This window comes from Leptobacterium flavescens (assembly GCF_010671605.1).
GTDB classification, from domain to species: Bacteria; Bacteroidota; Bacteroidia; order Flavobacteriales; family Flavobacteriaceae; genus Leptobacterium; species Leptobacterium flavescens.
This window is the reverse complement of sequence record NZ_JAABOO010000002.1, coordinates 692,462-719,004: the sequence shown is the minus strand read 5'-3', so window position 1 is coordinate 719,004 and position 26,543 is coordinate 692,462. Positions and strand designations below refer to the sequence as shown.

Genomic DNA, 26,543 nt, shown 5'->3' with positions numbered 1-26,543 from the left:
AATGCTGGATAAATTTAAAGAACATATTGTAAATGATCTGCCTTTTCTAAGCAAGAGCAGGGTGCTTATTGCCGTAAGCGGAGGGCTTGACAGTATGGTCCTTGCTCATCTATGCCTTAAAGCAGAGATGAATATGACCCTGGCCCATTGTAATTTTCATTTAAGGGGAGAGGAAAGCGATGGAGATGAACAATTTGTTGTAGAATGGGCCGACGACCATAATGTTGAGGTGTTTATTGAACATTTCGACACTCAGGCCTATGCGGAAACGGAAGGATTGTCTATCCAGATGGCAGCCAGAGAGCTCAGGTACAACTGGTTTGACAGGCTTTGTACGGATCTGAAGTTTGATTATGTTCTTACTGCTCATCATGCTGATGACAACCTGGAAACCTTTATAATTAATCTTAGCAGAGGAACGGGACTGGAAGGGCTGAGTGGGATCCCTCAGTTAAATAAGAAGAGAGTAAGGCCTTTATTGCCTTTTTCAAGAAAGGAAATAGAAATCTACGCCAAAGAAAATAAGATCTCCTGGAGGGAAGACAGCAGTAATCAGGAAACCAAATACCTGAGAAACAAGATCAGGCATGAGATCGTTCCTAAGCTTAAAGAGTTGCACCCTCAGTTCCTTCAGAATTTTTTAAATACTCAGATTTATCTGGAAGGGAATGCGGATATCCTGAATACCGAAATCGGGAAGATACAGGCACGCATATTCCGGCAGGAAGAAAAGATATACAGAATTGCTGTTGATGAATTGAAAAAGCTTCAGCCTTTAAAAGCGTACCTGTACGAACTTTTTAAGGACTTTGGCTTTACACAATGGGATGATATTGCAGATCTGCTGAATGCACAGAGTGGAAAACAGCTCTTTTCATCTACTCACAGAATGCTTAAGGACAGGGATGATATTCTCCTGGAAAGGATAGAGGGAAAAGATGAAACGAAAGATGAGTATCATATCAATTCGGAGCATGAAAAACTCACTTATCCCTTGAATATCAGTCTGGAAGCGGTAAAGAAGATGGGGGAGCAATACAATAATCTGATTTACGTTGATAAAGAAAAGTTAAAATTCCCCCTGCTCGTAAGAAAATGGGAAAATGGTGACTATTTTTATCCACTTGGATTAGGAGGGAAAAAGAAATTGAGCAAGTTTTTTAAGGATGAAAAATTCTCTCTGATCGCCAAGGAAAATCAATGGTTGCTTTGTTCTGCTAACGGCGATATCATCTGGATTATAGGAAAAAGAACAGATCAACGTTATAGGATAACGGAAAAAACAAATCAAATATTAAAAATACAATTGCATTAATGAAACCTTTTTTAATCATATTCAGCGTTCTGATAAGTGCCCTTTCTTTCGGACAGGCAAACGACCCTGTGCAATGGGAAAAATCCATAAAAAAGATTTCAGATACAGAATACGACCTGATCTTTAAAGCTACGATCCGGGACGGATGGCACCTGTATTCAATCGAAGAAGTTGAAGGAGGGCCCATTCCCACGAGCTTCCTATTTGAAAATGAAGCAAATGCCTTTGAACTGGTGGGACCTATGAAGGAATCCGAGTCAATAACCGAATACGATCAGATTTTTGAGATAGACCTCTCCTTTTTTGATCATGAAGCGGTGTTTACACAGCGTATAAAACTTCTGGATGAGAACCTGAATGTCCTTAAAGCTCTGGTAGAGTATCAGGCTTGTGATGATAAGGTTTGTATTTTTACCGATAATGATTTTACCTTTTCCCTGGATGGGTCGGAAGTGAGTCTTGCAGAAAAGAATATAGATGAAAGGAGCCTGGCTCTTTCAAAACAATTAAAACTCGATATTAAGAACCCGAACCTTATTAAGGGAGCTAACGAAATAGCTCAGAACAAGAATGGTCTCTGGGGTATTTTTGCATTAGGGTTTCTCGGAGGGTTGCTGGCGTTGCTGACACCCTGTGTTTTCCCGATGATCCCTTTAACGGTTTCTTTCTTTACCAAACAATCCGATAACAGGAGCAGAGGGATACGAAATGCCGTTTTCTACGGCCTCTTTATCATTATTATATATTTTCTGTTGAGTATTCCTTTTCATTTCCTGGATTCCTTGGATCCGGATATCCTGAATAATATTTCAACTAATATCTGGCTGAACCTGTTCTTCTTTGCAATATTTATCTTTTTTGCCTTTTCATTTTTCGGTTATTACGAATTGACCTTACCCGCATCCTGGGGAGCTAAAATGGATAAAGCTTCGAGTGTAGGCGGACTTTTGGGGGTATTCTTTATGGCCGTTACCCTGGCCATTGTATCCTTTTCATGTACCGGACCTATTCTAGGGGGACTTCTCGGAAGTACCACGCTGTCTGAAGGTGATGTAGCTACGAATTTATCGGCGGGAATGACAGGCTTCGGAGTTGCGCTGGCATTACCTTTTGCACTGTTTGCATTATTCCCCAATTGGCTGAATTCCCTGCCAAAATCGGGAGGATGGCTTAATACGGTAAAGGTTATTTTAGGATTCCTGGAACTGGCACTGGCATTTAAATTCCTTTCTAATGCAGACCTGGTTGCACACTGGGGTATCCTTAAAAGAGAAGTATTCCTCGGAATATGGATCCTGATCTTTATTCTGATGATCCTTTATATTTTCGGAAAGCTGAGGTTCCCGCATGACGGACCTAAAAGTAAACTGAGTTTTTCCAGGATCTCTTTTGGAATATTAACTATTGCCTTTACGGTATATCTGATATCCGGCCTTGCAAAATTCACTTCCCTGAAATTGCTTAGCGGATTCCCTCCACCGGAATTTTACAGTGTGGTAGAACAAAAAAGCGAATGCCCTCTGGGGTTAAATTGTTTTAAGGATTTTGAGGAAGGCCTGGCCTATGCCAAATCAAATAACAAGCCCATTATGCTCGATTTTACCGGATGGGCATGTGTCAATTGCAGAAAGATGGAAGAGAATGTCTGGAGTACTCCTGATATCTACAAACTCCTGAATGATGAATACGTACTGATCTCTTTATATGTAGACGACAGAAAAGAACTCCCTGAAGATAAACGTTTTGATTTTCTCAATTCCAATGGAAGGGTAAGGGCTATCGAAACGGTGGGTAAAAAGTGGGCTACTTTTCAATACCTGAATTTCGAAACGGCGTCTCAACCCTATTACGTATTGATGTCTCCTGAAATGGAACTACTGAACTCTCCGGAGCAATATACAGATTCAGCTACCTATAAAGCCTGGCTGGAACAAGGGTTGAACAATTTTAAGAACGGCGGAGCAGATTAATTTATTTGGTTGTTAGTTTTTAGTTGTTGGTCATTGGTAATTGTTAACTGATAATTGATCACTGTTCATTGAACATTGACACATATCTCACATCTCACAGGAAATTTGTTAATTGATTTATCATCACACCTTTATTCTGAACTTAACTTTTATCCCTTGTTCATTATAAGTATATTTAAGCATCAAAAAACATAAACGATGCGACAATTATTTTTACTATTTTTTGTGATGGCAACCTATTTTGCCGGTGCTCAGAACAATACCTATGATGTTAAGGAGCATTACAACAAAAAGGAAATAACGATTACCATGAGAGATGGGGTTAAACTCCACACCACTATTTACAGTCCGAAGGACACTTCCAAAGAATACCCTATTTTATTACAGCGTACTCCTTATAGCTGCAGGCCTTACGGAGCCGATCAGTTCAGATCGCAAATAGGACCTAATGCTACTTTGATGAAGCAGGGTAATATTATCGTGTATCAGGATGTAAGAGGAAGATGGAATAGTGAAGGTACTTATGATAATATGAGGGCTTTTATTCCCAAAAAGAAGAGAAAGCAGATAGATGAGGCTTCAGATACTTATGATACCATAGACTGGTTGGTAAAAAATGTAGATGGCAACAACGGAAAAGTTGGTGTTTGGGGGATCTCTTATCCCGGGTTTTATGCAACCTATTCGCTTTTATCCGATCACCCTGCCTTAAAGGCGGTATCTCCTCAGGCTTGTATAGGGGATTTCTTTTTTGATGATTTCCACCATAATGGCGCTTATTTACTGAGCTATTGGTATGTGACCGCGCTTTTCGGATACGATAAGCCGGGACCGACAACAGAGGCATGGTATAAGTTTCCGGAACTGGGAACTCAGGATCAGTATCAGTTTTTCCTGGATGCAGGACCACTTTCCAACCTGGATAAATACTATAAAGAGGATAATATCTTCTGGCAACAGCTTAAGGATCATCCGAACTACGATGAATTCTGGAAGTCCAGAGGGATCATTCAACACCTCGAGAACATAAAACCTGCTACCATGATCGTTGGAGGTTGGTTTGATGCGGAAGATCTTTACGGTCCGCTAAATACCTATTCCAATATCGAAAAGAGAAGCAACAATTACAACACAATTGTAATGGGACCCTGGAGTCACGGCGACTGGGCCAGATCCAGAGAACGTCAGGCAGTCGGAAATGTATATTTCGGCGATAATATCTCTGAGTTCTATCAGAATGAAATAGAAACAAAATTCTTTAATCACTTCCTGAAAGGGAAAGGTGATAACAATTCAGGTTTACCGGAAGCATATGTATATGACACAGGTAAGAACGAATGGCAGACTTTTGCCAACTGGCCTCCCAAGAACACTTCAAAGCAGGTATACAGCCTGCAACAGAATGAGCGTTTAGGACAAACGGCTACCCGTGAGATCTCATTCCAGGAGTTTACCAGCGATCCTAAAAAACCGGTTCCTTATTCAGAAGATATAAAGGTGGTATTTACTCCGCGTAAGTATATGACAGATGATCAGCGTTTTGCAGGACGCAGACCTGATGTACTTGTTTTTGAAACCGAAGTACTGGAAGATGATGTTACACTGGCAGGGGATATCCTGGCTAAACTAAAAGTTTCAACTACCGGAACCGATGCCGATTGGATCGTAAAGGTGATTGATGTATTCCCTCCGGATGCAAAGGATTTTAAGGAAACTCAGGATCACCTGAAAATGAGTAACTATCATATGATGGTAAGAAGTGAAGTAATGAGAGGACGATTCAGAAATAGCTTTGAAAAACCGGAAGCGTTTGTTCCTAATGAGGTAACCGACGTAAATATTGAATTACAGGATGTGTTCCATACGTTTAAGAAAGGGCATAAGATCCAGATACAGGTACAGAGTTCATGGTTCCCGCTTATCGATCTGAACCCGCAGACTTTTGTAGATAATATTTTCTACGCCAAGGAAAGCGATTTTAAAAAGCAGACGCATAGAGTATATAACAGTTCTCAGATAGAATTTACGGTTTTGAATAAATAAGAACCGGAAAAAATAAAACATACTAAAAAGGGACTGCCACGGCAGTCCCTTTTCTCATCATTAATTTTCAATTAATAGCATTGTGCTCCCGGAGGAGGGCAGGTATTCAGTGGACCGTCTGTCGGGCAGCAACCCGTATGTCCTCCTTTTATCTCTTCTGCTTTGAAATTGGAAACAACACTTTTCTTCAGGCTTAACCTGGAAGTTAAACTTACTTTTTTCATAATGAATTATAGTTTGATGGTTAATAATTTACATGTAGTAATTTTCTTTTCTTTTTCTTTTTTCGAGTTGTAATAATAACAAAATTATAAATGGAATTATAGATACCTTGCTAAATTTTAACATGAAAATTTAATATTTAACATATTGAAAATCAATATTATATATAAACCGTAGTTCTTTTGATGTTTTTCTGTAGCATTTTAGAGTCAAATTCTCAAAAGTAAGAATTTTATTATATTTGAGTATGTTGACAAAAGTTTATGGGAGCGCTGTTTTCGGAATTGATGCTACTACGATCACTATTGAAGTTAATGTAGATATAGGAGTGGGGTACTACCTGGTAGGCCTTCCCGACAATGCAATTAAAGAGAGTAACTACAGGATAGCAGCTGCTTTGCAAAACAACGGATACCGTATTCCTGGAAAGAGGATTACCCTCAATATGGCACCGGCAGATCTTAGAAAAGAGGGCTCTGCATACGATCTTACCCTGGCTATCGGAATACTTATTGCCAGCGGTCAGATAAAAGAAGGGAATGTAAGCGATTTTGTGATCATGGGAGAACTATCCCTGGATGGAGGACTCCACCCGATAAAGGGAGCTTTGCCCATCGCTATAAAAGCAAAGGAAGAAGGTTTTAAGGGCTTTATCCTGCCGAGAGAGAATGCCGCAGAGGCTGCAGTGGTAGAAGGCCTGGATATCTATGGTGTGGATAGTATTATTGAGGTTATTGATTTTTTTGACGAAAAGGCAGAATTGACCCCGCTTAAAATTGACAGTCGCGAAAAATTCTACAAAGAGGTTGAATTTCCGGAATTTGATTTTGCGGATGTAAAAGGACAGGAATCGGTGAAACGCTGTATGGAAATAGCCGCTGCCGGAGGACACAATATCATTCTTATTGGTCCCCCGGGCTCTGGAAAGACAATGCTGGCCAAAAGATTACCGAGTATTTTACCTCCCATGACCCTGTACGAGGCCCTGGAGACTACCAAGATACATAGTGTAGTCGGGAAGACCGGGAATTCAGGGCTGATGACACAACGCCCTTTTCGAAACCCTCATCATACCATTTCCGATGTAGCCCTGGTAGGAGGGGGAAGCTATCCGCAACCGGGAGAAATTTCTCTTTCTCATAACGGGGTACTGTTTCTGGACGAGCTTCCCGAATTCAAGAGAAGCGTTCTGGAAGTAATGCGTCAGCCTTTGGAGGACAGGGAGGTGACTATTTCGAGAGCCAGGTTTACGATCACCTATCCTTCCAGTTTTATGTTGGTGGCCAGTATGAATCCCAGTCCGGGAGGCTATTTTAACGACCCGAATGCTCCTGTAACTTCTTCTCCGGCAGAAATGCAGCGATATCTCAGTAAAATATCGGGTCCGCTTTTAGACCGGATCGATATTCACATAGAAGTAAATCCCGTGCCTTTTGAAAAACTTTCCGGTGATGCCAGGGAAGGGGAAGCCAGCCTGGAGATCCGCAAAAGGGTGACCAAAGCCAGAAGTATTCAGACCGAACGCTTCAGCAAACTGGAAAATATGCATTACAATGCACAGATGAGTACCGGGCAAATTAAACTTTATTGCCGCCTCGATGAGGAATCCAAACAATTATTAAAAGAAGCAATGGAGCGCTTACAATTGTCTGCCAGGGCATATGATCGCATTTTAAAAGTAGCAAGGACCATTGCAGATCTGGAAGGTGAATACAATATTAAAGCTTCGCATATAGGAGAGGCCATTCAGTACCGAAGTCTGGACAGAGAGGGATGGCTGGGGTAATTCAATCTTTCAGGCTCAAGCCATGCACTGTATTTAAAGGATATTGGCTGAAAAAGAGGTGTTTAGCTTCGTAATTTATATGTTTTAAAATAATGTTAATTTTTCTTCCGTCATAGTTAAATTCTTATAGCTTTTGAAGAAAGTCTTTATCTTCCTTGCTCAAACTACATCAAAAACACATAATTTATGAAAATCAAAGATTTTAGGACAATGAGCCTGGCCTTTATAGGTCTTTTGTTTTTAAGCTTGTTGTCCTGTGAAAATCCTGAAAAGGGTGGAGAGGACGGTAAGTTATCAATTGAATTTGAAAAATATGAACTTGATAACGGTTTACAGGTAGTCCTGCATCAGGATAAGTCAGATCCGATCGTATCGGTCGCAATTCAGTACGGGGTGGGATCAAACAGAGAAAAAGCCGGAAGGACTGGATTCGCTCACTTATTTGAGCATATGCTCTTCCAGGAATCTGAAAATGTACCTCAGGATCAGTTTTTTAAGAAAATTCAGGATGCCGGAGGAACACTTAACGGTGGAACCTGGCAGGATGGAACAATTTATTACGAAGTTGTGCCAAAGAATGCCATGGAAATGGTAATGTGGCTGGAGTCGGACAGAATGGGATATCTCATCAATACGGTTACGGAAGCAGCATTCGTGAATCAGCAGGAGGTTGTTCAGAATGAGAAAAGACAACGCGTAGACAATAACCCTTATGGGCATACGAATTGGGTGATCGATAAGAATATTTTCCCGGAAGGACACCCGTATAACTGGCAGGTGATCGGAGAATTGGTCGATCTGCAGAATGCAACCATAGAGGATGTAAAAGAATTTTACGATAAGTTTTACGGCCCGAATAACGCTACGTTGGTAGTAGCCGGTGATTTTGAAACTGAAGATGCCAAAGCTTTGATCGAAAAGTATTTTGGAGAGATCAAAAGAAGGCAGGAGGTAAGCCCGCTGGAGGTTCAGAATGTTAGCCTAAGTGAAACTAAAAGATTGTATCACGAAGATAATTTTGCAACAACAGCGCAGTTAAATATGGTATGGCCTACAGTAGAGCAATACAATGAGGATGCCTATGCCCTTGATTTTCTAGGGCAATTACTGGCCGACGGAAAAAAAGCTCCTCTGTATAAAGTTCTTGTTAAGGACAAGGAGCTGACATCCAATACAACTGCTTTTAATAGTGCTATGGAGGTTGCCGGGAAATTCAGGATAATTATCACGGCCAATGCCGGTAAGAACCTTAACGATATTGAACAAGGTATTTTTGAGGCGTTCAGCAAATTCGAGGAAGAAGGAATTACGGATAAGGATATTGAAAGGATCAAAGCCGGATTGGAAACCGGATTCTACAATGGTATCAGCAGTGTTTTAGGTAAATCTTTCCAGCTGGCCCGATACAATGTCTTTACGGGAGATCCTGGTTTTATAACTCAGGATATTGAAAATATCAAGGCAGTTACCAAGGAAGATGTAATGAGGGTTTATGAAAAGTACATTAAGGGCAAGCCGTTTGTACTGACAAGTTTTGTTCCCAAGGGAAAACCAGAACTGGCAGCAAACGATTCCGAAAGAGCTAAGGTAGTTGAGGAAGTTATTAAGGAAAATGTTCAGACTGAAGTAGCTCAGGCTGATAATGAGGTTAAAAAGACCCCGGCCAGTTTCGACAGATCTGTAGAACCTGCACAGGGGCCTGCTCCGAAATTAAATATACCGGAATCATGGACAGCAACCCTGTCTAATGACCTTAAAGTTTACGGAATTGAGCAGAATGAACTCCCTATCATTAATTTCAGCCTTGTAATTGAAGGAGGGCATCTGATGGATTCCTTCGATAAAGTAGGGGTAGCCAACCTGATGACAGATATTATGATGGAGGGTACAAAAAATAAGACCCCTGAGGAACTTGAAGAGGAAATAGAACTTTTGGGAGCTTCTATCAATATGTTTACCGGCAGGGAGAGCATTACCATCAGAGGAAATACTTTGGTTCGTAATTTCGATAAGACCATGGCACTGATAGAAGAGATTCTTTTGGAACCCAGATGGGATGAAGAAGAATTTAAAAGAATTAAGATCAGTACGATAAACGGTATTAAAAGATCTGATGCCAATCCGAATGCGGTTGCCAACAGAGTGTTTAACAAGCTTCTTTACGGAGAAAAGCACATGTTTGCCTATCCGACCTCAGGAACGGAAGAATCTGTTAGTTCCATTACTATCGATGACATGAAGGAGTTCTACGATAAAAATTACTCTCCTTCTATTAGCAGGTTCCATGTAGTTGGGGATATTTCTAAGGAAAAAGCTCTTAAAGCACTTGAAGGCCTTGAATCTAAGTGGGCCAGTAAGGAAGTTAGCATTCCGGAATATGAAATAAACCCGGAACGAAACAAATCTTCTCTGTATTTTGTAGATATACCGGATGCCAAACAATCGGTTATCAATATAGGTTACCTGTCAATGGCGAGAACCGATGAGAATTTCTACCCTGCTACAGTGATGAACTATAAGCTGGGAGGATCTTTCTCAGGTAATGTGAATTTGATCTTGAGAGAGGAAAAAGGATATACTTACGGAGCGCGTTCAGGATTCTCAGGAACCAAGATCCCGGGTACTTTTTCCGCTTCATCCAGTGTACGGACAAATACGACTCTGGAATCTGTTCAGATCTTCAAAAATGAGATAGAAAAATACAAAGACGGTATTTCTCAGGATGATCTTGATTTCACCAAGAATGCACTTATTAAATCGAATGCACGAAGATTTGAGACACAGGGCTCTCTGCTTGGAATGTTGCAGACGATGAGTACTTATGGTTTTCCCGGAGATTATATTGGTAATGAAGAAAGTATTGTTAGCAATATGACCCTGGAAGAACATAAGGCTTTGGCGCAAAAATATCTCGATGAAACAAAGATGGCTTATCTGGTGGTCGGAGATGCCAAAACACAGTATAAACAATTTATCAGTGCAGGCTTTGATGAGGTTATTTTACTGGATAAAAATGCAAAACCGGTAGATAAGACCCTGAATGCCGAATTGAAATAATATTGATATAACTTATCAGAAGAAAGCAGGTATTTTAAAATGCCTGCTTTTTTTATTTTCAGAATTTAAAAATTAAAGTAAAAATGGCTTCTGCTATTTAAATCGAAAGTTGAATGTTAAAGAACTTTTAAATAAAAATGAACAGTTGCTAATTTGGTTAAATTTAGGACGCTAAATTTATTATAATCAACTAAATACCCTAAACTAATGAAACTATTCTTCAGAGCCTTCCTGATTGCCATATCGGCAATAGGAACGGTGAACGCACAGAACCCTTTGATCAATTTCCCATCCGTCAGCCCGGATGGACGATCTATAGCTTTTAACTTCCAGGGGGACATATGGACCACCGATATAAACGGACAGAATGCGAGGCGTGTAACGGTTCATGAGGCGTATGATACCAGGCCGTTATGGAGTCATGATGGAAAATCCATCGCTTTTCAGAGTAACCGGTATGGGAATGATGATATCTATATTATTCCGGCTACTGGCGGACTTCCCAAAAGGATTACTTATCATTCTGCTTTTGATGCCATAACCGATTTTACAAAAGACGGAGATATCCTGTTCACCACAAGAAGGGATTTCGCCCAGGTGGAAAGAGAGAATGAGATCTTCAGGATCAATGAAAAGGGAGGAACACCTTCCAGATATATGAACTCTCTTGGGTTCGATGCTGTTCTGTCACCAAACGGCAATTTTATCGCCTTTGTCAAAGGATCCTGTCGCCTGGAAAGAGAAGCTTATCAGGGACCTGCCAACAGAGATCTTTGGCTCTACAACATTAAAAACGATTCCTATATTCAGTTAACTAACTTCGATGGGAATGATTTTTACCCTCAATGGGGAGATAACAACACTATTTATTTTCAGTCTTCAAGAAGCGGGAAATACAATGTTCACAAACTTCAAATTAATGAGAATGGACAAAGGCAGGGATCTCCGGAACAAGTGAGTTCTTTTAACGATATGGGAATATTTTCCTTTAAGCTGAGTGCCAACGGAAAAGATATCGTAGCCGTAAAAGGAGACAAAGTATATGTCCTGGATGCATCTTCGAATGCATCGAGAGAGATCAACATCAATATAGGATCGGACTACAGATTGGATCCTGTGGTACACAGGAACTATACGAATAATATAAGTGAGGTAGCTCCTTCGCCGGACGGGCAATACAGTGCCATGGTGATAAGAGGGGAGATCTTTATTACCGAAAACGACACGAAAAAGAACAGGACGGTAAATGTTTCAGACTCTCCGTACAGAGACAGAATGATCTCCTGGCTGAATGATTCTTCTTTACTTTTTGTATCCGACAGGGACGGGCAGAACGATCTTTATGTAGTTCAATCTGACGACCCGTCAGAGTCCAACCTGTTTAAAACACTTAAGCGAAAGATCACAAGAATTACCAGAACAGAAGAAGAGGAGAGTAATCCAATATTATCTCCGGACGGTAAATCTATTGCCTTTCTGAGGGGAAGAGGAAAACTGATCGTTGCTAACATAGATGAAAACGGAAAATTATCCGGACAGAAAACACTTCTGGACGGATGGGATACTCCCGGAGGGGTTTCCTGGTCACCGGATTCCAAATGGCTGGCTTACAGCCTCGGGGATCTTGATTTTAACGATGAGATCTATGTTCATAAAGCTGATAACTCTGCAAAACCCGTAAATATTTCTATGCACCCGAAACAGGATTTCGGCCCTATCTGGAGTAAAGACGGAAAGAAAATAGTCTTTTCCTCCAACAGAAATAACGGCGATTACGATGTGTGGTTTGTTTGGTTAAACAAAGTCGATTGGGAAAAGACCAATCAGGATTGGGATGAAGAAAAAGAAGAAAAGACAGCAAGTAAGGACAAGAAGGAAGGGCAGAAAGAAGTTAAGCCTGTAACCATAGATTTCGATAATATCTATGAGAGACAGGTACAGGTAACTTCCTATACCGGAGGAGAATTTGCACAGCTTATTTCCAATGACGGAAAAACCATTTATTATACCACAGGTAACGGAAGCAGGGGGAATGCCAGGACAGAATCCGATCTGTTTAAAATAAAATGGGACGGAACCGAGAGAAAGGCAGTTACCAAGGGGAATACCGGGCCTTCAAATATTGTGGCAAACAAAAAGCAATCCCAGCTTTATCTGACCCGCCGAAGAGGGAGCCTTGCAAGGATCAATCTGTCGAATGACAAAACCGAAAGCCTTCCTATTCTGGCAAGAATGGATATTAATTATCCGCAGGAATCTGCTCAGATATTCGATGAAGCCTGGAAAGGGATCAATGATGGTTTTTACGACCCGAATTTTCACGGGCAGGATTGGGGAGCTCTAAAGAGAAAATATAAGCCTTTGGCTATGAAAGCCTCTACCAGAAGGGATTTCCAAACCGTTTTTAACTGGATGCTCGGACAGATCAATGCCAGTCATATGGGACTTAGAGGAGGTGAAGTAAGAGAGGACCTTCAGAGAGAAATAACCGGTTTATTAGGAGTGGAGATCGAACCTCAGTCCAACGGGAGTGTAAAAGTAACATCGGTAACTCCGAGTATGCCGGGAGACCGCGTAGTGAGTAAGATCAATCAGGGAGATATAATACTTTCCGTTAACGGAACTAAACTTTCTTCCGATACTAACTTTTACAGCTTATTTACGGGAACTTCCAATGAAAAGATATACCTGGAAGTAAGAAGAGGTAATACCACTAAAGAAATTATAATCAGGCCTAAGGGTAATAACCGTGTGGAGAATTACAATGCCTGGGTAAAGGAGAGAAAACGTCTCACAGATCAATATTCTGGAGGTAAACTCGGTTATATTCATATCCAGGGAATGAACTGGCCTTCCTTTGAGCGATTCGAAAGAGAACTTGCAGCAGCAGGACATGGAAAAGAAGGAATTGTTATAGATGTGAGATATAATGGAGGAGGATGGACTACAGATTATTTAATGGCAGTCCTGAATGTACGGCAACATGCCTATACGGTTCCAAGGGGAGCAGCAAAGAACCTGGAAAGGGAACACCGTAAATTTATCAATCACTATCCCTTCAGTGAAAGGCTTCCACTGGCTGCCTGGACCAAACCTTCTATTGCATTAAGTAACCACAGAAGTTATTCCAACGCAGAGATATTTGCACATGCCTATAAAACCCTTGGAATAGGTAAACTGGTAGGAGAATCTACTTTCGGGGCTGTGATCTCGACAGGAGGAAGAGGGCTGATAGATGGTTCTGCGGTGAGAATGCCGTTTAGGGGATGGTACGTAAAAGCTACCCAATCTAATATGGAACTCGGGCCGGCAGTACCGGATATAGAAGTAGACAATGCTCCGGATGATAAGGCCAAAGGAAAGGATACCCAATTAAAGAGAGCAGTTGATGAACTTCTGAAACAACTCGGAAATTAAAAAATAAAACCCTGACATTTATCGTCAGGGTTTTTTATTAGGAATCCTTTTATTTATTAAAACTTAATAGTAGCTTTAATCATTATTAAAGCACTAACTAAAAATTACCTGTGAAGAATATTTTTAAGAACATTGGCCCCGGGACCCTGGTAGCAGCAGCTTTTATTGGCCCCGGTACTATAACCGTTTGTACCATTACGGGAGTGAGTTTTGGAAATGCCCTGCTTTGGGCGATGGCACTCTCCATTATTGCGACCATAGTTTTACAGGAGATGGCAGCAAGGTTGGGGATCATTACCCAGAAGGGACTGGCAGATGTTATTAAAGAGCAGATAAAGTCGCCTTTGTTAAGGAAGATGGCTGTTTTTCTTATTCTTTCCGCAATTGTAATAGGTAACGCCGCTTATGAAGCCGGGAATATCGGAGGAGCCTCTCTTGGAATGGAAGCCATGTTTGGGAGTGAATCCGGCCTTTATCCGTATATCATCGGAGGTGCAGCTTTCCTGCTTTTGTATTTCGGTAATTATAAAATACTGGAGAGAAGCCTGGTTTTTCTGGTCCTTGTAATGAGTTTCTCTTTTCTGCTTACTGCGATCATTACAAAACCCGATCTGACGGCTATTTTTAAAGGGATCTTTGTCCCTTCCTTTCCGGAGAACAGTATTCTTACCATCGTGGCCCTGGTCGGAACAACTGTGGTACCCTATAATCTCTTTCTTCATGCATCTCTTGTAAAAGAAAAATGGAATTCCGAAGAGGGTTTGTCCCTTGCAAGAAAAGACACTCTTATCTCCATTATCCTGGGAGGAATTGTATCTATGGCCATTATCATATCCGCTTCCAGTATTCAGATTGAGGAAGTAACTTCTGCTTTGGATCTGGCAAAAGGCCTGGAGCCCCTTTATGGCAATATGGCGAAATACTTTCTGGGAATTGGATTACTTGCGGCCGGGATTACTTCGGCTATCACCGCTCCATTGGCGGCAGCTTATGTAGCTAACAGTTGTTTTGGATGGAAAGCTGGCCTGAAAGATCTGCGTTTTCGTCTGGTATGGATATTTATATTACTTCTGGGGATACTTTCATTATCCTTCAAGGTACGTCCTATAGAAGTTATTCAGTTTGCACAGATAGCTAACGGGATCCTGTTACCGGTAATTGCCGTATTTTTGTTATGGGTAGTGAACAAAACAGAAGTTTTAGGGAAATATAAGAACACCAGAATGCAGAATGTACTGGCTGTTTTGATCGTAGCCATTGCAATATTTCTGGGAGTTCGGAGTATACTAAAGGTTTTCGGACTGTTTTAAAACCGTTTTCAAATGACAATCGATATTAACTGCGATGTTGGGGAAGGCCTGGATAATGAGGCTGTTCTTTTGCCTTATATCAGTACCTGCAATATAGCCTGCGGAGCCCACGCAGGAGATGAAGAGACCATGCGTAAGGTACTTCGCCTGGCAAAAAAACACAATGTCAAAGCCGGGGCACATCCGTCATATCCCGATCGGGAAAATTTCGGAAGAACGGTGATGAATATGGAAATGGATGCCCTTTCAGATACTGTTTACAAGCAAATATTAAAGATCCTTGCGATTGCGGGGGAGGAAGGCATTTCCCTTTATCATACCAAACCCCACGGAGCACTTTACAATGAAGCCGCCAGGAATGAAAATGTAGCAAAGGCAGTGATCGATGCCATTAAACGGCTGGACATAAAAATTAAGCTTATGGCTCCTTTTGATTCTGTCATCGCCCGTCTTGCGGAAGAAAACGGAATTGAAATGGTATATGAAGCTTTTGCCGACAGGAATTACAACGAGGACCTGTCTTTGGTATCCCGGAAACAACCTAATGCCTTATTACATCAGCCGGAACAGATCCTGGAACATGTCCTCAGAATGGTTCGGGACGGAGAGGTAAAGACGATCACTGGAGAAAAAATAAAGATAAAAGCGGATAGTTTTTGTATACACGGCGACAATGAAAACGCGATAGCGATCCTTAAGTTTTTGATAGATAAGTTACCCGGACACTCCATAGAAGTACTGAAATGAGCTTTAAGATCCAATACAAAGAATTTGGAGCCAACGCCCTGCTGATAGAATGGCCCGATATAATTGAGGAGGCTGTTCTGTCCGATATTCAGAATTTTGGCAATAGGATCGGATCTGAAATATCTGAAATAGAAATTATCCCCTCTTATAATTCCCTGACCATCGTTGATTATCACCCCAAGCGTACATTAAAAGATTTACGGAAAAGAGCGGAAGAAATATATACAGCTTTTAAAGATCAGAAAAAACAGCCCTATACCCTTTGGAGAATACCGGTTTGTTATGATCCGAAATTCGGGATCGACCTGCAACGCCTGGCAGAAACCAAAGGCCTATCGACGGAAGAAGTTATTAAGTTACATACGGAAGCTGTTTATAGCATTTACTGTATAGGCTTTCTTCCCGGTTTTATGTATTTGGGAGGCCTGGCTGAAATTCTGCACACACCCAGATTAAATGCCCCCCGATTGAATATTCCGAGGGGAGCAGTTGGAATTGGAGGAAATCAAACAGGAGTTTATCCACAGGATTCCCCGGGAGGGTGGAATATTATAGGTAACAGCCCTGTAAGACTTTTTGATACGAACAGAGAATCTCCTTGCTCTATCAGAACGGGAGATAAGGTTCAGTTCTATTCGGTGAGCTTACCCGAGTACAGGGTATTGGAAATAGAAGTAAATGCTTCTGTATTTGAAATGGAAAAAACGGAGATGAATGATTGAAGTGATCAAACCTGGTTTTTACAGTAGCGTACAGGACATGGGCCGGTTCGGCTACAGGCAGTTTGGGGTACCGGTTTCGGGAGCTATGGACATGACAGCCCTGAATGCAGCTAACTTTCTCCTGGGGAATGATGAAAAAGATGCAGCCCTCGAAATTACAATGACCGGGCCTTTACTAAGATTTCACAGCGATACTTTTATTGTAATAACAGGGGCCTGTATGGAAGCGAAACTAAACGATACCGATCTGGAAAATAATGTAGTATACCGGGTAAGGACTAAGGACGAGCTGCGTTTTGGAAGGCTCCGCAAAGGTTTCAGGTCCTATTTAGGAATTAAGGGAGGAATTCAGATCGAAAAAGTACTTGAAAGCCGCTCCTTTTATAAAAATATAAGCCCGAATGCCATGATCGCGACCGGGGATAAACTTCCCATAAAAACTCTTGATGATGCAGAACCGGAAAAGAAAGTGATCTGGTCTGATGACTACCTGGATAAAACGGAAATAGAAGTGTATCCGGGACCGGAATACCATCAGCTGAACGACAAACAACTAGAGAAGCTCTTTTCCAGAGAATTTACAATTGCAAAGGAGAATAACAGGATGGCGTATCAGTTGGAAGAGCAAATACAGGAACATCCTTTTTCTTTGCTGACTTCAGCGGCTTTACCGGGTACCGTACAACTAACATCTTCGGGAAAACTTATTATCCTGATGAGGGACGGGCAGACTACCGGAGGATATCCCAGGATCCTTCAATTATCTGAAAAGGGGATCTCCACACTGGCGCAAAAAAAGACATTCGATAAGATAGAACTGAAACTAAAACTTATTTCTTGAATAGATTGATCTCTGCAGCCAAAAGCTCCAGAGAAGCCTGCTCTCCGATCTCTGTCTGGATCTCTACAGCCTTTTCCTTAAATTCTTCGTGTTTGAGAAGAGCCCTCCATAAGGCAGGTATAAATTCGTTAAAGACCAGACCGTCATTCCATGTAATCAGGTTTTCGTCATAAGCCTTTTCGAGTAATTGCTTTACCTCCTCTCTGTATTTACTTTGTTTCATAACAATTTGACCATATAAACAATGATACAAGGGGACTAAATTAAGATATGAAAAAAAAGTAATAAAGGGGATTTTTCCTGTTTTAAAAATTATAATGATGATAATAGGTTGATAATGAGACGTGTATAAGAGTTGATTTTACTGCATGTATATTATATTAACTGAAAAAAGTCTCTCATAAAGAATATAATACGGTAAAAAAAGGGGATTTTTCCCCTTTATAACGCAATAACCTTACTTATTTTACTGGAAAACAGTAGCTTGTAGATTAATGAGAATTAAAGTTGTGCTGTAAGGATTTTCATGCTTATATTTTGGCTATATTATCAATTACTAAATAAATTATTTTATTATGGGAAAACCTAAAAAACTAATTACCAAAGACGAAGCTATTGCCCTGGAGGACTACTGGTTGAAAACCAGAGGGAAAGCCATTGAGGGAGCTTGTGGCTATCAGGATTGCAGAGAGTACTGGTACTCTTTAAATGATCTTCAGGATTATATAGATTATGTAAAGAAAAAAGCCAAGAAAAAAGGATACAAGACCAAAGATCTGGGGCTACGTATCTACCTGGGAACCTATCCGCCTACCAAAGATAAACACGATGGTTTATCTACAGTTTTTTTAGCACCTACCGTTAAAAAGAGCCAACCGCCAAAATCGCAAGGTAAAGATGGAAGTACTGATGGAGATGACGATCAGGAAAACATTTATGACATTGAACCCTTGAACAAAGGAGGAAATGGCTGGCCTCCAAACAACTATGGAGATGGTGGAGATGGCGGAGGTGATTAAACCGCTTAATTTACAGAAGGGTTTTTTCCCCTTTTTACAAAACCAAAAACATTATAACCAGCTGATTTTCAGCTGGTTATTTTTATTCTAAGAAGAAGTGAAAATTTGATTTTATTTTTCACATTCGAATTTTGAGTATCTTAGAAAGATAATTTACCTAACACATTATGAAAAGAGCATCCAATAAAAAACTGATGTTTCTCTTTGCTGTTTTTTTTCTGGTGATTTCGTATTCCTGCCAGAAAAAGCAAAAAGAAATAGAGAAGCCTGAAAAGACCATCAGCGTCGAAGAGGCAAAAGAGCTGCAGAACAATCATAAGAATCTCCACGCCAGGATTTTAAGAGATACTTTTGGTTATGAGGACACCAGGGAATTCTGGTTTTCGATGAAAGAATTGGAAGAATATTTGGCTTATGTAAAACAGGAAGCTGACAAAAAAGGATATGATAATTTGGGAATACGAATATATCTAGCTGCATATCCGCCAACCCCGGAGAGAAAATTCGGTTTATCTACAGTCTTTCTGGCCCCGACAGGAGACAGGACAAAAGAGAAGGGTTCTATAATCGATTTCGATTTTATGAGAAGGGATAATGAACCTAATATCTATGAGATCGATCCTTTAAACAAAGCGGGAAATGGAATTCCTCCAACAGACTATTAAATTTTAAGTGGAATGACCTTAGGGTCTGAGATTAGAATAAATAATGTTTTCAGAACTTTTAAGAGAGGGTATATATTATACTGAATTGATTGCTGCAGTTGTAGCAAGTTTAACCTATAAATATTACAAGAATACACCGAATAAGCTTTTTCTACCGTTTTTGTGGATGGTATTCCTCTTTGAGACTTTTAACAAAGTAAAATGGTATCACTACAGAGATTATGACGGCACGTTAATGACCTTTCTTCGCAAGATATTTCCGGAAGGACTCCTTGCAGAGAATATATGGACAGGAAATTTATATACGATAATAAATTTCCTGATCTATATAATCTATTACTATCTTTTGTCCAGAAATGAGACAAATAAGAAGATACTGATGTGGATCTTATCGGTTTTTGTCGTTTGTACAGGAATTGACATCTGGTTGAACTACAACGATTTTAATGTTTATTTTTTAAACATAATAACTGTTTCCGGTTCCATAACATTTTTTATTGCTACCATAGTGTACCTGAGTGAGATATTCAACAGCAACGATATCCTGGATTTTCATAAAACATTGAATTTCTGGATAGTATTCGGAGCCCTGATCTTTCATTTGGGAACAGCACCGATATTTATATTTGGTAAAGAGTTTTCTTTTTCACACGATGCATATAATTATATACTTTCTATTTTTAATTATATTCTGTACGGTTCTTTTGTGATCGGATTTATAATTAATATGCAACAGCAGAAGAGATCACTATAAAATATTGCCTATGAGTAAAGAAGTGATTAGCCTGATAGTTTACCTGAGCCTACTAATTTTAGTTTTAGTGACTTTTGTGATGTTTTTCTTTTTGTCCTATCAAAAGAGGAAAAATCAACTTTTAATAGAAAAGGCTGAGGAAAAAAGACGTTTTGAAGCAGAGCTTTCCAAAACCCAGAATGAGATACAGGAACAGACCTTTAAAAATATAAGCTGGGAACTGCACGATAATGTAGGTCAGCTGTTGTCGGTTGCCAAGATGCAGTTAAATATGCTTCAAATGGAGCTTCCGGAGAATTATCAGAAGCGCCTGTCTGAGGCATCGGAGGTATTGGGAAAAGGCCTTTCCGAAATGAGGCAGTTGTCCCGTACCCTTAATACCGATTATGTTTCTAATCTGGGGTTGCAGGAATCTCTGGAAGTTGAGGTAAATCGCTTTAAACGGCTTAATTTCCTGCGTATTGAATATGATCATCTGGGAGATACAATTCCCATCAACAAGAAGGACGAGATTATTATTTTTCGTATTTTTCAGGAATGCTTTTCCAATTGTATTAAATATTCCAAGGCAACTTTACTCAGTATTGTTGTTGAATTCAGATCGAAGGAGCTCTTTATTTCGGCCACAGATAACGGAGTTGGTTTCGATATGAAGAAGAGAGGAGAAGGCGCAGGCCTGATAAATATGCGTAAACGGGCGGAACTTATTGGGGCAAAATTAACGATTACGAGTGAAATAAATAAAGGAGTTTCTGTAACTTTGGCCTATCCGTATAAGTCCAACTAATAAAATGAGAAAATATTCCATAGCCATTGTAGATGACCATCTGCTCTTTGCGCAGTCTCTGGATTCTTTAGTATCCTCTTTTGGGGACTATGAGGTGACCTTTCATGCTACAAATGGAAAGAATTTCATTGAAAACCTGGACCGTTTAAAGGAAAAACCCGATGTGGTCCTGCTCGACATCAATATGCCTATCATGAATGGTATTGAGACCATGAGCTGGCTCAAGGAAAATAAACCCGAGCAGAAGGTAATTGCCTTATCTATGGATGATAGCGAGGAAACCATTATCAAGATGCTGAGATTGGGAGCCAAGGGATATCTCCTCAAAGATATTCACCCTCAGGTCTTTAAAAGGGCTATTACCGATGTTATTGAAAAGGGGTTTTACTATTCGGAAAGAATTACCAATACCCTTTTGGATACGCTGGACAGGAAAGACAAAAATGAAGATGTATTCCTTAAAGACAGGGAGATCGAATTCCTAAAACTTGCCTGTACCGAAAAAACCTATAAGGAAATAGCAGGAGAAATGTACCTGTCTCCGAAAACCATAGATGGCTACAGAGAGACCCTTTTCGACAAATTAGAAGTAAAAAGCCGAATAGGGCTGGTTCTCTACGCCATTAAACATAAATATATTGAGATCTAATATACCTCTCCGGTTCCGATCTCGTCTATCTCCGAACTTTCATCATCTCCCACAATAGCATCGTAAGTGCAGAAGTAAACTGCATACAGAAAAGGAAGACTGAATAGTATTCCGATCCCGCAAAGGAAAACTCCCAGAAAAGAAGCCAGGGTCCCTACCAGGATCAATAAAAACACCATTAAAAAGTTCTTGGAAACAAGCTTAATGCTGTATTCTATAGCCTGCATGGCGTTAAAGTCCTTAAAAATGATCAACGGAATGATCAGTACTGTCAAAGTAGAAAAGATAATAGAGAAAATATAGTTCAGGAAAAGCATGCTTAGCATAAACTGGGAAATAAAGGAAAATACCCCGCTAACGATCGAAAGGATCACGGTAGCCACGATAATATTCCCCAGGTATTCGGATGAATAATACTGGAAGATCGAACTAAAACTAGGCTCTTTATTATCTTTTGCATCTTTACATACTTTAAGGAAACCTGCATTGACGGGCCCTAAGAGAGCAGCTATAACAATCCCGAAAAGTGTGGTGGATAAAAAATACGAAACGCTTCCACCTATAGTACTGACGGCCGGATCCAGAGAAATAAAATCGTTTAGTTGTATTCCGAAAATAACCGAAAACAGCAGGATCACCAGCACTGCAGTGATCATACCAACAACCAGGATACCCAACAGGATCATCCAAATCGATTTTTTGTAAACTTCAAAACTTTTGTTGAATACATCCCCGAAATCCAGTTCGTATCCATTCTGTAAAATCCGATCTATTCGTTCTTTGTTTTTCATAGATAATTGGTTAGTTAATTTATGTGTTTATATACTTCTTCAAAAGGTACTCTGTATCTTTCCGTATAAATCCCTTTATTACCGTCCCGTATCCCACAAGCGATGACCATGTTTATTTCCGAAGAGAACGGAAGCCCGAGTATTTTTTTCACCCTCAGCGTATCACTTCCCTCCATAGGGCAGGTGTCATAACCGATGGCTGCCATGCTTATCATAAAGTTCTGCGCGGCCAGTCCGGCACTCTTATGAGCTACAATACGCATATCACTGTTCCTTACCTGTCGGTAAATAGGCTTAAAAAGACCTACCAGATTAAACAGCAGGTATTTTGCCCAACCGATAATACCCAAAAAATCAAAATAAATGGTAGGTATCAGTTTGGTATAATAGTTTATCGCAAACTTTTCTCTCCTGCTGTACTGATCAGGACTTTTATTCCCGCTGAGCTTTCTTAAATGGGCTGCATTGAACCGGGCTCTTTTTCTCCAGAGATCTTTTCTGCAAACTACCACGACCATTTGGGTTGCAGTACTGGCTGCATTCTGCCCGAGGCAGGCCTTGGTCATCTTTTTAAGACTGTCCTTATTGGTAATATGAATAAACTCCCACAGCTGAAGATTACTGCTGGTAGGGGCCAGGACTGCATTTTCGATACACTTCTTTACTTTTTCCGGATCGGGTTGTTCGTTGTTAAAGACCCGTACCGAACGTCTGTAATGAATGGCATCGGTAACTGTTTTTTCCATAGTGACTAAAATAGGAGATTTATTCCGAATAGAATACCGAAAAAATAAATAAAAACAGTGTTTTTAACCCGACCAACTTCTTTTCCGGCTAATGGTATAAATCCCGAATATTGAGAGGTTTCCAATTGACCTTAGATAATTCAGCTTGCTTTTTCATGCTAAGTTTTTGTTGCATGAAAATATTAAAGTGTTGATTAATAGTTGATTAAAAATATTTTCGTGAAAAAAAATTATCATTCGTAAAAAATAAACAGAGGCTGTTCCTTCAGATAGTAGTTTTAGAGATGAAGTGACAGATGATAAGCTCCGAATATTAACTCTAACAATTTTTCGAGGCTTAAAATAAATGCTTTCTACAATGATATTCTTATGAGATCTTATTTGCGAATTCTTTTGCTATTACTTTTTGGTTTTTCCATATCCGTTTACGGGCAGAAAAGAGAAATTTCCGGTATTGTTACAGATACGGATGGTATCCCGTTGGCAGGAGCCAATATTGTTGAAAGAGGTACTTCTAACGGAACAATAACTGATTTTAACGGCCGCTTTTCGCTTGAGATAAATGTATCTTCAGATAAGATCGGGATTAGTTTTATCGGTTATCAGACTTTACAGTTACAGCTAACAGAAAAGGGATTTTATGAGATCACATTGTCGGTATCCAGTAATGAGTTAAGTGAAGTGATCGTTACTGCCCTGGGAATGAAAAGGGAAGAGAAAGCTCTTGGATATGCGGTTCAGAAGCTTAAAGGGAGTGAGGTTTCCACGGTTAAATCCACAAATCTCGTCGCTGCACTGGCAGGTAAATTATCCGGGGTATATATTACGGGAAGTGCAAACGGACCTACTGCTTCTGCCAATATTAATATTAGAGGAACAGCATCTTTACTGGGAAATAACCAACCGTTGTTTGTGGTAAATGGCCTGCCGATCACAAACCGGCTCAACAGTTTTGACGATGGACTTAACGGTTCGTCAACCATCGATTTTGGAAATGCCGCTCAATTAATAAATGCAGATGATATTGCATCCGTCAATATACTTAAAGGCCCCGCTACATCTGCTCTGTATGGTTCCCGGGCGGCAAATGGAGTTGTACTTATCCAAACTAAAACAGGCAGGGAAACCGGAGGGCAGGAGGTAGAATTTAACAGCAGTACCACTTTCGAATCTATCTTAAAATTACCGGATTACCAGAATACCTATGGCTTTGGAGGAGGAGGGAAGTACAGCTATCTGGACGGAACCAATTATATAGGGGATAAAGAATATTATGAAGCCTATGGAGAAAACTGGGGCCCGGAAATGAACGGTCAGTTGATCAAACAATTCAACTCCGGCGGTCAGCCTGTCCCTTTTACCCCGGCAGCTGATAATGTGAAGAATTTTTTCAGAACCGGGATCAGTACGATAAATAATGTCTCTATCAATAATTATAAAGAAGACGGTAACTCACGGTTGTCGTATACCAATTTATTTAATGAAGGGATTATGCCCAACACAGGGCTTAAAAGAAACACGGTTCAGGTACATATAGGCCGCAAACTTTTGGAAAACAAACTGAATGTAAACTTTAATGCTATATATACCAATTCTGTTTCAGACAATATCCCGAATGCCGGATATGATGAATCCTCATCTGTAATGTATGGCTGGCTATGGTTTCCCCGTCAGGTAAAGATAGGTGACCTCAGAGATTACTGGACTCCCGGACAGGAAGGTGTACAACAGCGTTATGTAGAGAATCTTTGGGTGAATAATCCCTGGTTTATTGCTTATGAAAATACCAATGCCTTTAAAAACAACCGGATTATCACTCATGCGGAATTCCACTACGATCTCACAAATAGAATATTTTTCAGGCTCCGTTATGGAGCCGATATCCTTGCAGAAGAGAGGCAATATAAAAGGGCGCCGTCTACAAAAGCGGTATTGTTAGGGAGTTACCGGGAAGATGAAATTTCATTTAACGAATCCAATGCAGAATTCCTGTTCGGATATCAAAGCAGGCGAAATGAATTAGGCAATTTCAACTTCGATATAAAAGCGGGAGGAAATCTGATGCGTCAGCGTACAAACCTCCTGATCGCCGATAATCCCGAACTGGAATTTTTCGGGACAGAACCCGGTATATATAGCCTTGCCAATGCCCGTTCAGGGGTTTTAGTAAGCTCACAGAAGGCGCGAACCGGAATTAACAGCCTGTTTGGCCTGGTTTCACTGAGTTATCTCAATCGCTTGTTTCTCGACCTGACCTATCGGAACGACTGGAATAGTACATTGGTAAATCCCGGAGAAGGACTCCAATATTCCAACTATAGTTTCGGGTATCCGTCTGTTGCATTAAGTGCTTTGTTATCTGATTTCCTTGCATTACCGGAAACTACTTTTCTAAAACTGAAAACCTCTTATGCCGAAGTAGGTAACGGAGCTCCTGCCTTTGCTTTCGATAATACTTTTACCTCGCAACCGGCTTTTGGTAATCAGGCGGTTTTTTCAACGAACAGGACTATTACCGATCCCGATCTGACGAATGAAAGAACAAAGGCATATGAATTCGGATTGGATATGAGATTGTGGAGTGGCAGGCTCAAGGCAGATCTGACTTATTACAATATGCTGAGCTTTGACCAGGTGATCTTTTTACCGGTCAGTAAAACCAGTGGTTATGATTTTAACCTCACCAACGGAGGAGAAATAAGAAATAAAGGGATTGAATTGACCCTGGCGGGAAGATTGATCGATAAAAATGATTTTAGCTGGGATATAACCTTTAATGCAGGTAGGAACAGAGCAATTGTAGAAAGCCTGCCGGATGCCGTAAAGGGAGGAAGATATTCTGTGATTGCAGATCTGTATCCCGGAGATGAGGGAGGTGCCGATCTGGAATATGTGGCGGAAGAAGGGAAAGCTTTCGGTCAGCTATATGGCCTCGGATTTGAAAGAGGCCCTGACGGTAGGATCATTCATGAGAACGGCCTGCCTCTTCTCACCAAAGAAAAGGTATCTGCAGGCTCTTTTCAACCCGACTGGAGATTAGGGATCTACAATTCGTTTAAATACAAAAGTGTTACCCTGGGCTTCCTGTTGGACGGTCAGTTGGGAGGAAAGATTTACTCCAGATCACATGCTCTGTACGCCACCGGAGGCGCTATTACAAATAATGACGATCCCAACCTCAATCTTTCAACCCTTCAGGGACGTACCGTATATAGTGTAGGTTACGACTCTAACGGAGATCCTGTCTATACCCTTGTTAATGAAGGTGGGGTTATAGGCCCCGGGTGGAAGTACGATCCTAACGGTCAGCTGGTGGAGAACGATGTGGTAGTACCTGCAGGTGGAGCCGGTTACACCGGTTATTTCTACAACTACTATGGCAATGGCTTTAACCGGGATAATATTGAGGCGGCTACTTACGATGCAACTTATTTTAAACTAAGAGAGTTGAGTCTGACTTATAAAGTACCGGAGCTCTTTAGCCGGAAAATCGGGATCTCCAGGTTACGGGTCTCCCTTATAGGCCGGAACTTATTCTTATGGTCGAAGGTACCTACGATCGATCCGGAGACTTTTTCTATCCGAAACGGAATTTTTATAAATGGTTTTGAAAGCACTTCCTTTCCTTCAACAAGGAGTATTGGTATCGGTATTAATGCAGGATTTTAACAGGGAAAGGATAAAGTAACTTAAAAAAGAAAC

The 26,543-nt window shown here is 40.6% G+C and carries 20 protein-coding genes; 16 read left to right on the top strand and 4 right to left on the bottom strand.

The features are described from left to right. Position 1 precedes the first annotated feature (1 nt). The 3 genes from tilS (at position 2) to GWK08_RS10800 (ending at position 5,328) form a co-directional block, all read left to right on the top strand. Positions 2-1,315 (top strand): tRNA lysidine(34) synthetase TilS, encoded by a 1,314-nt coding sequence (gene tilS, locus GWK08_RS10810; RefSeq protein ID WP_163607168.1) that lies wholly within the window; start codon positions 2-4, stop codon positions 1,313-1,315. Next, complete coding sequence (locus GWK08_RS10805; protein ID WP_163607166.1) at positions 1,315-3,285, top strand: protein-disulfide reductase DsbD family protein; 1,971 nt, start codon at positions 1,315-1,317, stop codon at positions 3,283-3,285. Before tilS ends, GWK08_RS10805 begins: the two co-directional genes overlap by 1 nt. A 198-nt stretch (positions 3,286-3,483) precedes the next feature. Next, positions 3,484-5,328 carry a CocE/NonD family hydrolase gene (locus GWK08_RS10800; RefSeq protein WP_163607164.1) on the top strand — a complete coding sequence of 615 codons (1,845 nt, stop codon included), beginning with the start codon at positions 3,484-3,486 and terminating at the stop codon, positions 5,326-5,328. A 71-nt stretch (positions 5,329-5,399) separates the two neighbouring features. Here GWK08_RS10800 and GWK08_RS10795 read toward each other — a convergent pair whose 3' ends face one another. Then, the gene (locus GWK08_RS10795) at positions 5,400-5,552 is read right to left on the bottom strand and encodes a hypothetical protein (RefSeq protein ID WP_163607162.1); all 153 of its coding nucleotides are present in this window, start codon (positions 5,550-5,552) and stop codon (positions 5,400-5,402) included. A gap of 245 nt (positions 5,553-5,797) precedes the next feature. Between GWK08_RS10795 and GWK08_RS10790 the strand changes: the two genes are divergently transcribed. The 7 genes from GWK08_RS10790 to GWK08_RS10760 all read left to right on the top strand — a co-directional run bounded on the left by GWK08_RS10790 (position 5,798) and on the right by GWK08_RS10760 (position 17,430). Beyond that, entirely contained in the window at positions 5,798-7,336 is a 1,539-nt protein-coding gene (locus GWK08_RS10790; protein WP_163607160.1) for a YifB family Mg chelatase-like AAA ATPase, read from the top strand. A gap of 186 nt (positions 7,337-7,522) precedes the next feature. Further along, on the top strand, positions 7,523-10,393 hold the full coding sequence (locus tag GWK08_RS10785; RefSeq protein WP_239524901.1) for a M16 family metallopeptidase: 2,871 nt from the start codon (positions 7,523-7,525) through the stop codon (positions 10,391-10,393). A 207-nt stretch (positions 10,394-10,600) separates the two neighbouring features. Further along, positions 10,601-13,810 (top strand): S41 family peptidase, encoded by a 3,210-nt coding sequence (locus GWK08_RS10780; RefSeq protein ID WP_163607158.1) that lies wholly within the window; start codon positions 10,601-10,603, stop codon positions 13,808-13,810. Positions 13,811-13,929: 119 nt separating this feature from the next. Then, on the top strand, positions 13,930-15,120 hold the full coding sequence (locus tag GWK08_RS10775; RefSeq protein WP_163607485.1) for an Nramp family divalent metal transporter: 1,191 nt from the start codon (positions 13,930-13,932) through the stop codon (positions 15,118-15,120). Between the two features lie 12 nt (positions 15,121-15,132). Further along, positions 15,133-15,867, top strand: coding sequence for a 5-oxoprolinase subunit PxpA (gene pxpA, locus GWK08_RS10770; RefSeq protein ID WP_163607156.1), 735 nt, complete (start codon positions 15,133-15,135; stop codon positions 15,865-15,867). Continuing rightward, on the top strand, positions 15,864-16,589 hold the full coding sequence (gene pxpB / locus GWK08_RS10765) for a 5-oxoprolinase subunit PxpB (RefSeq protein WP_163607154.1): 726 nt from the start codon (positions 15,864-15,866) through the stop codon (positions 16,587-16,589). The genes pxpA and pxpB overlap by 4 nt, the downstream gene beginning before the upstream one ends. Continuing rightward, a complete protein-coding gene (locus GWK08_RS10760) occupies positions 16,582-17,430 on the top strand; it encodes a 5-oxoprolinase subunit C family protein (RefSeq protein ID WP_163607152.1) in 849 nt (282 codons plus the stop codon). Before pxpB ends, GWK08_RS10760 begins: the two co-directional genes overlap by 8 nt. Here GWK08_RS10760 and GWK08_RS10755 read toward each other — a convergent pair. Next, on the bottom strand, positions 17,420-17,653 hold the full coding sequence (locus GWK08_RS10755; RefSeq protein WP_163607150.1) for a hypothetical protein: 234 nt from the start codon (positions 17,651-17,653) through the stop codon (positions 17,420-17,422). The two genes, GWK08_RS10760 and GWK08_RS10755, sit on opposite strands and share 11 nt — an antisense overlap. A gap of 352 nt (positions 17,654-18,005) precedes the next feature. Between GWK08_RS10755 and GWK08_RS10750 the strand changes: the two genes are divergently transcribed. The 5 genes from GWK08_RS10750 (at position 18,006) to GWK08_RS10730 (ending at position 21,304) form a co-directional block, all read left to right on the top strand. Beyond that, complete coding sequence (locus tag GWK08_RS10750; protein ID WP_163607148.1) at positions 18,006-18,449, top strand: hypothetical protein; 444 nt, start codon at positions 18,006-18,008, stop codon at positions 18,447-18,449. A 167-nt stretch (positions 18,450-18,616) separates the two neighbouring features. Then, a complete protein-coding gene (locus tag GWK08_RS10745) occupies positions 18,617-19,114 on the top strand; it encodes a hypothetical protein (protein ID WP_163607146.1) in 498 nt (165 codons plus the stop codon). A 43-nt stretch (positions 19,115-19,157) separates the two neighbouring features. After that, positions 19,158-19,868, top strand: a complete 711-nt coding sequence (locus GWK08_RS10740) for a hypothetical protein (protein ID WP_163607144.1) — start codon at positions 19,158-19,160, stop codon at positions 19,866-19,868. Positions 19,869-19,878: 10 nt separating this feature from the next. Further along, on the top strand, positions 19,879-20,655 hold the full coding sequence (locus GWK08_RS10735) for a sensor histidine kinase (RefSeq protein ID WP_239524900.1): 777 nt from the start codon (positions 19,879-19,881) through the stop codon (positions 20,653-20,655). Between the two features lie 4 nt (positions 20,656-20,659). Next, a complete protein-coding gene (locus GWK08_RS10730) occupies positions 20,660-21,304 on the top strand; it encodes a response regulator transcription factor (RefSeq protein ID WP_163607140.1) in 645 nt (214 codons plus the stop codon). On the opposite strand, the gene GWK08_RS10725 is transcribed toward GWK08_RS10730, so the two are convergent. Next, the gene (locus GWK08_RS10725; RefSeq protein ID WP_163607138.1) at positions 21,301-22,095 is read right to left on the bottom strand and encodes a DUF2189 domain-containing protein; all 795 of its coding nucleotides are present in this window, start codon (positions 22,093-22,095) and stop codon (positions 21,301-21,303) included. The genes GWK08_RS10730 and GWK08_RS10725 overlap by 4 nt on opposite strands. A gap of 14 nt (positions 22,096-22,109) precedes the next feature. Further along, a complete protein-coding gene (locus GWK08_RS10720; protein WP_163607136.1) occupies positions 22,110-22,841 on the bottom strand; it encodes a nitroreductase family protein in 732 nt (243 codons plus the stop codon). A 369-nt stretch (positions 22,842-23,210) separates the two neighbouring features. Between GWK08_RS10720 and GWK08_RS10715 the strand changes: the two genes are divergently transcribed. Continuing rightward, complete coding sequence (locus GWK08_RS10715) at positions 23,211-26,510, top strand: SusC/RagA family TonB-linked outer membrane protein (RefSeq protein ID WP_163607134.1); 3,300 nt, start codon at positions 23,211-23,213, stop codon at positions 26,508-26,510. Positions 26,511-26,543 lie beyond the last annotated feature (33 nt).

Excerpts from the sequence above, each read along its gene's own strand:
- GWK08_RS10760 (WP_163607152.1), top strand. The coding sequence starts at position 16,582 with ATGATTGAAGTGATCAAACCTGGTTTTTACAGTAGCGTACAGGACATG.
- GWK08_RS10780 (WP_163607158.1), top strand. The coding sequence starts at position 10,601 with ATGAAACTATTCTTCAGAGCCTTCCTGATTGCCATATCGGCAATAGGA.
- tilS (WP_163607168.1), top strand. The coding sequence starts at position 2 with ATGCTGGATAAATTTAAAGAACATATTGTAAATGATCTGCCTTTTCTA.
- pxpA (WP_163607156.1), top strand. The coding sequence starts at position 15,133 with ATGACAATCGATATTAACTGCGATGTTGGGGAAGGCCTGGATAATGAG.
- GWK08_RS10735 (WP_239524900.1), top strand. The coding sequence starts at position 19,879 with ATGAGTAAAGAAGTGATTAGCCTGATAGTTTACCTGAGCCTACTAATT.
- GWK08_RS10800 (WP_163607164.1), top strand. The coding sequence starts at position 3,484 with ATGCGACAATTATTTTTACTATTTTTTGTGATGGCAACCTATTTTGCC.
- GWK08_RS10745 (WP_163607146.1), top strand. The coding sequence starts at position 18,617 with ATGAAAAGAGCATCCAATAAAAAACTGATGTTTCTCTTTGCTGTTTTT.
- GWK08_RS10715 (WP_163607134.1), top strand. The coding sequence starts at position 23,211 with ATGAGATCTTATTTGCGAATTCTTTTGCTATTACTTTTTGGTTTTTCC.
- GWK08_RS10755 (WP_163607150.1), bottom strand. The coding sequence starts at position 17,653 with ATGAAACAAAGTAAATACAGAGAGGAGGTAAAGCAATTACTCGAAAAG.
- GWK08_RS10805 (WP_163607166.1), top strand. The coding sequence starts at position 1,315 with ATGAAACCTTTTTTAATCATATTCAGCGTTCTGATAAGTGCCCTTTCT.
- GWK08_RS10795 (WP_163607162.1), bottom strand. The coding sequence starts at position 5,552 with ATGAAAAAAGTAAGTTTAACTTCCAGGTTAAGCCTGAAGAAAAGTGTT.
- GWK08_RS10785 (WP_239524901.1), top strand. The coding sequence starts at position 7,523 with ATGAAAATCAAAGATTTTAGGACAATGAGCCTGGCCTTTATAGGTCTT.
- GWK08_RS10720 (WP_163607136.1), bottom strand. The coding sequence starts at position 22,841 with ATGGAAAAAACAGTTACCGATGCCATTCATTACAGACGTTCGGTACGG.
- GWK08_RS10750 (WP_163607148.1), top strand. The coding sequence starts at position 18,006 with ATGGGAAAACCTAAAAAACTAATTACCAAAGACGAAGCTATTGCCCTG.
- GWK08_RS10740 (WP_163607144.1), top strand. The coding sequence starts at position 19,158 with ATGTTTTCAGAACTTTTAAGAGAGGGTATATATTATACTGAATTGATT.
- pxpB (WP_163607154.1), top strand. The coding sequence starts at position 15,864 with ATGAGCTTTAAGATCCAATACAAAGAATTTGGAGCCAACGCCCTGCTG.
- GWK08_RS10725 (WP_163607138.1), bottom strand. The coding sequence starts at position 22,095 with ATGAAAAACAAAGAACGAATAGATCGGATTTTACAGAATGGATACGAA.
- GWK08_RS10790 (WP_163607160.1), top strand. The coding sequence starts at position 5,798 with ATGTTGACAAAAGTTTATGGGAGCGCTGTTTTCGGAATTGATGCTACT.
- GWK08_RS10730 (WP_163607140.1), top strand. The coding sequence starts at position 20,660 with ATGAGAAAATATTCCATAGCCATTGTAGATGACCATCTGCTCTTTGCG.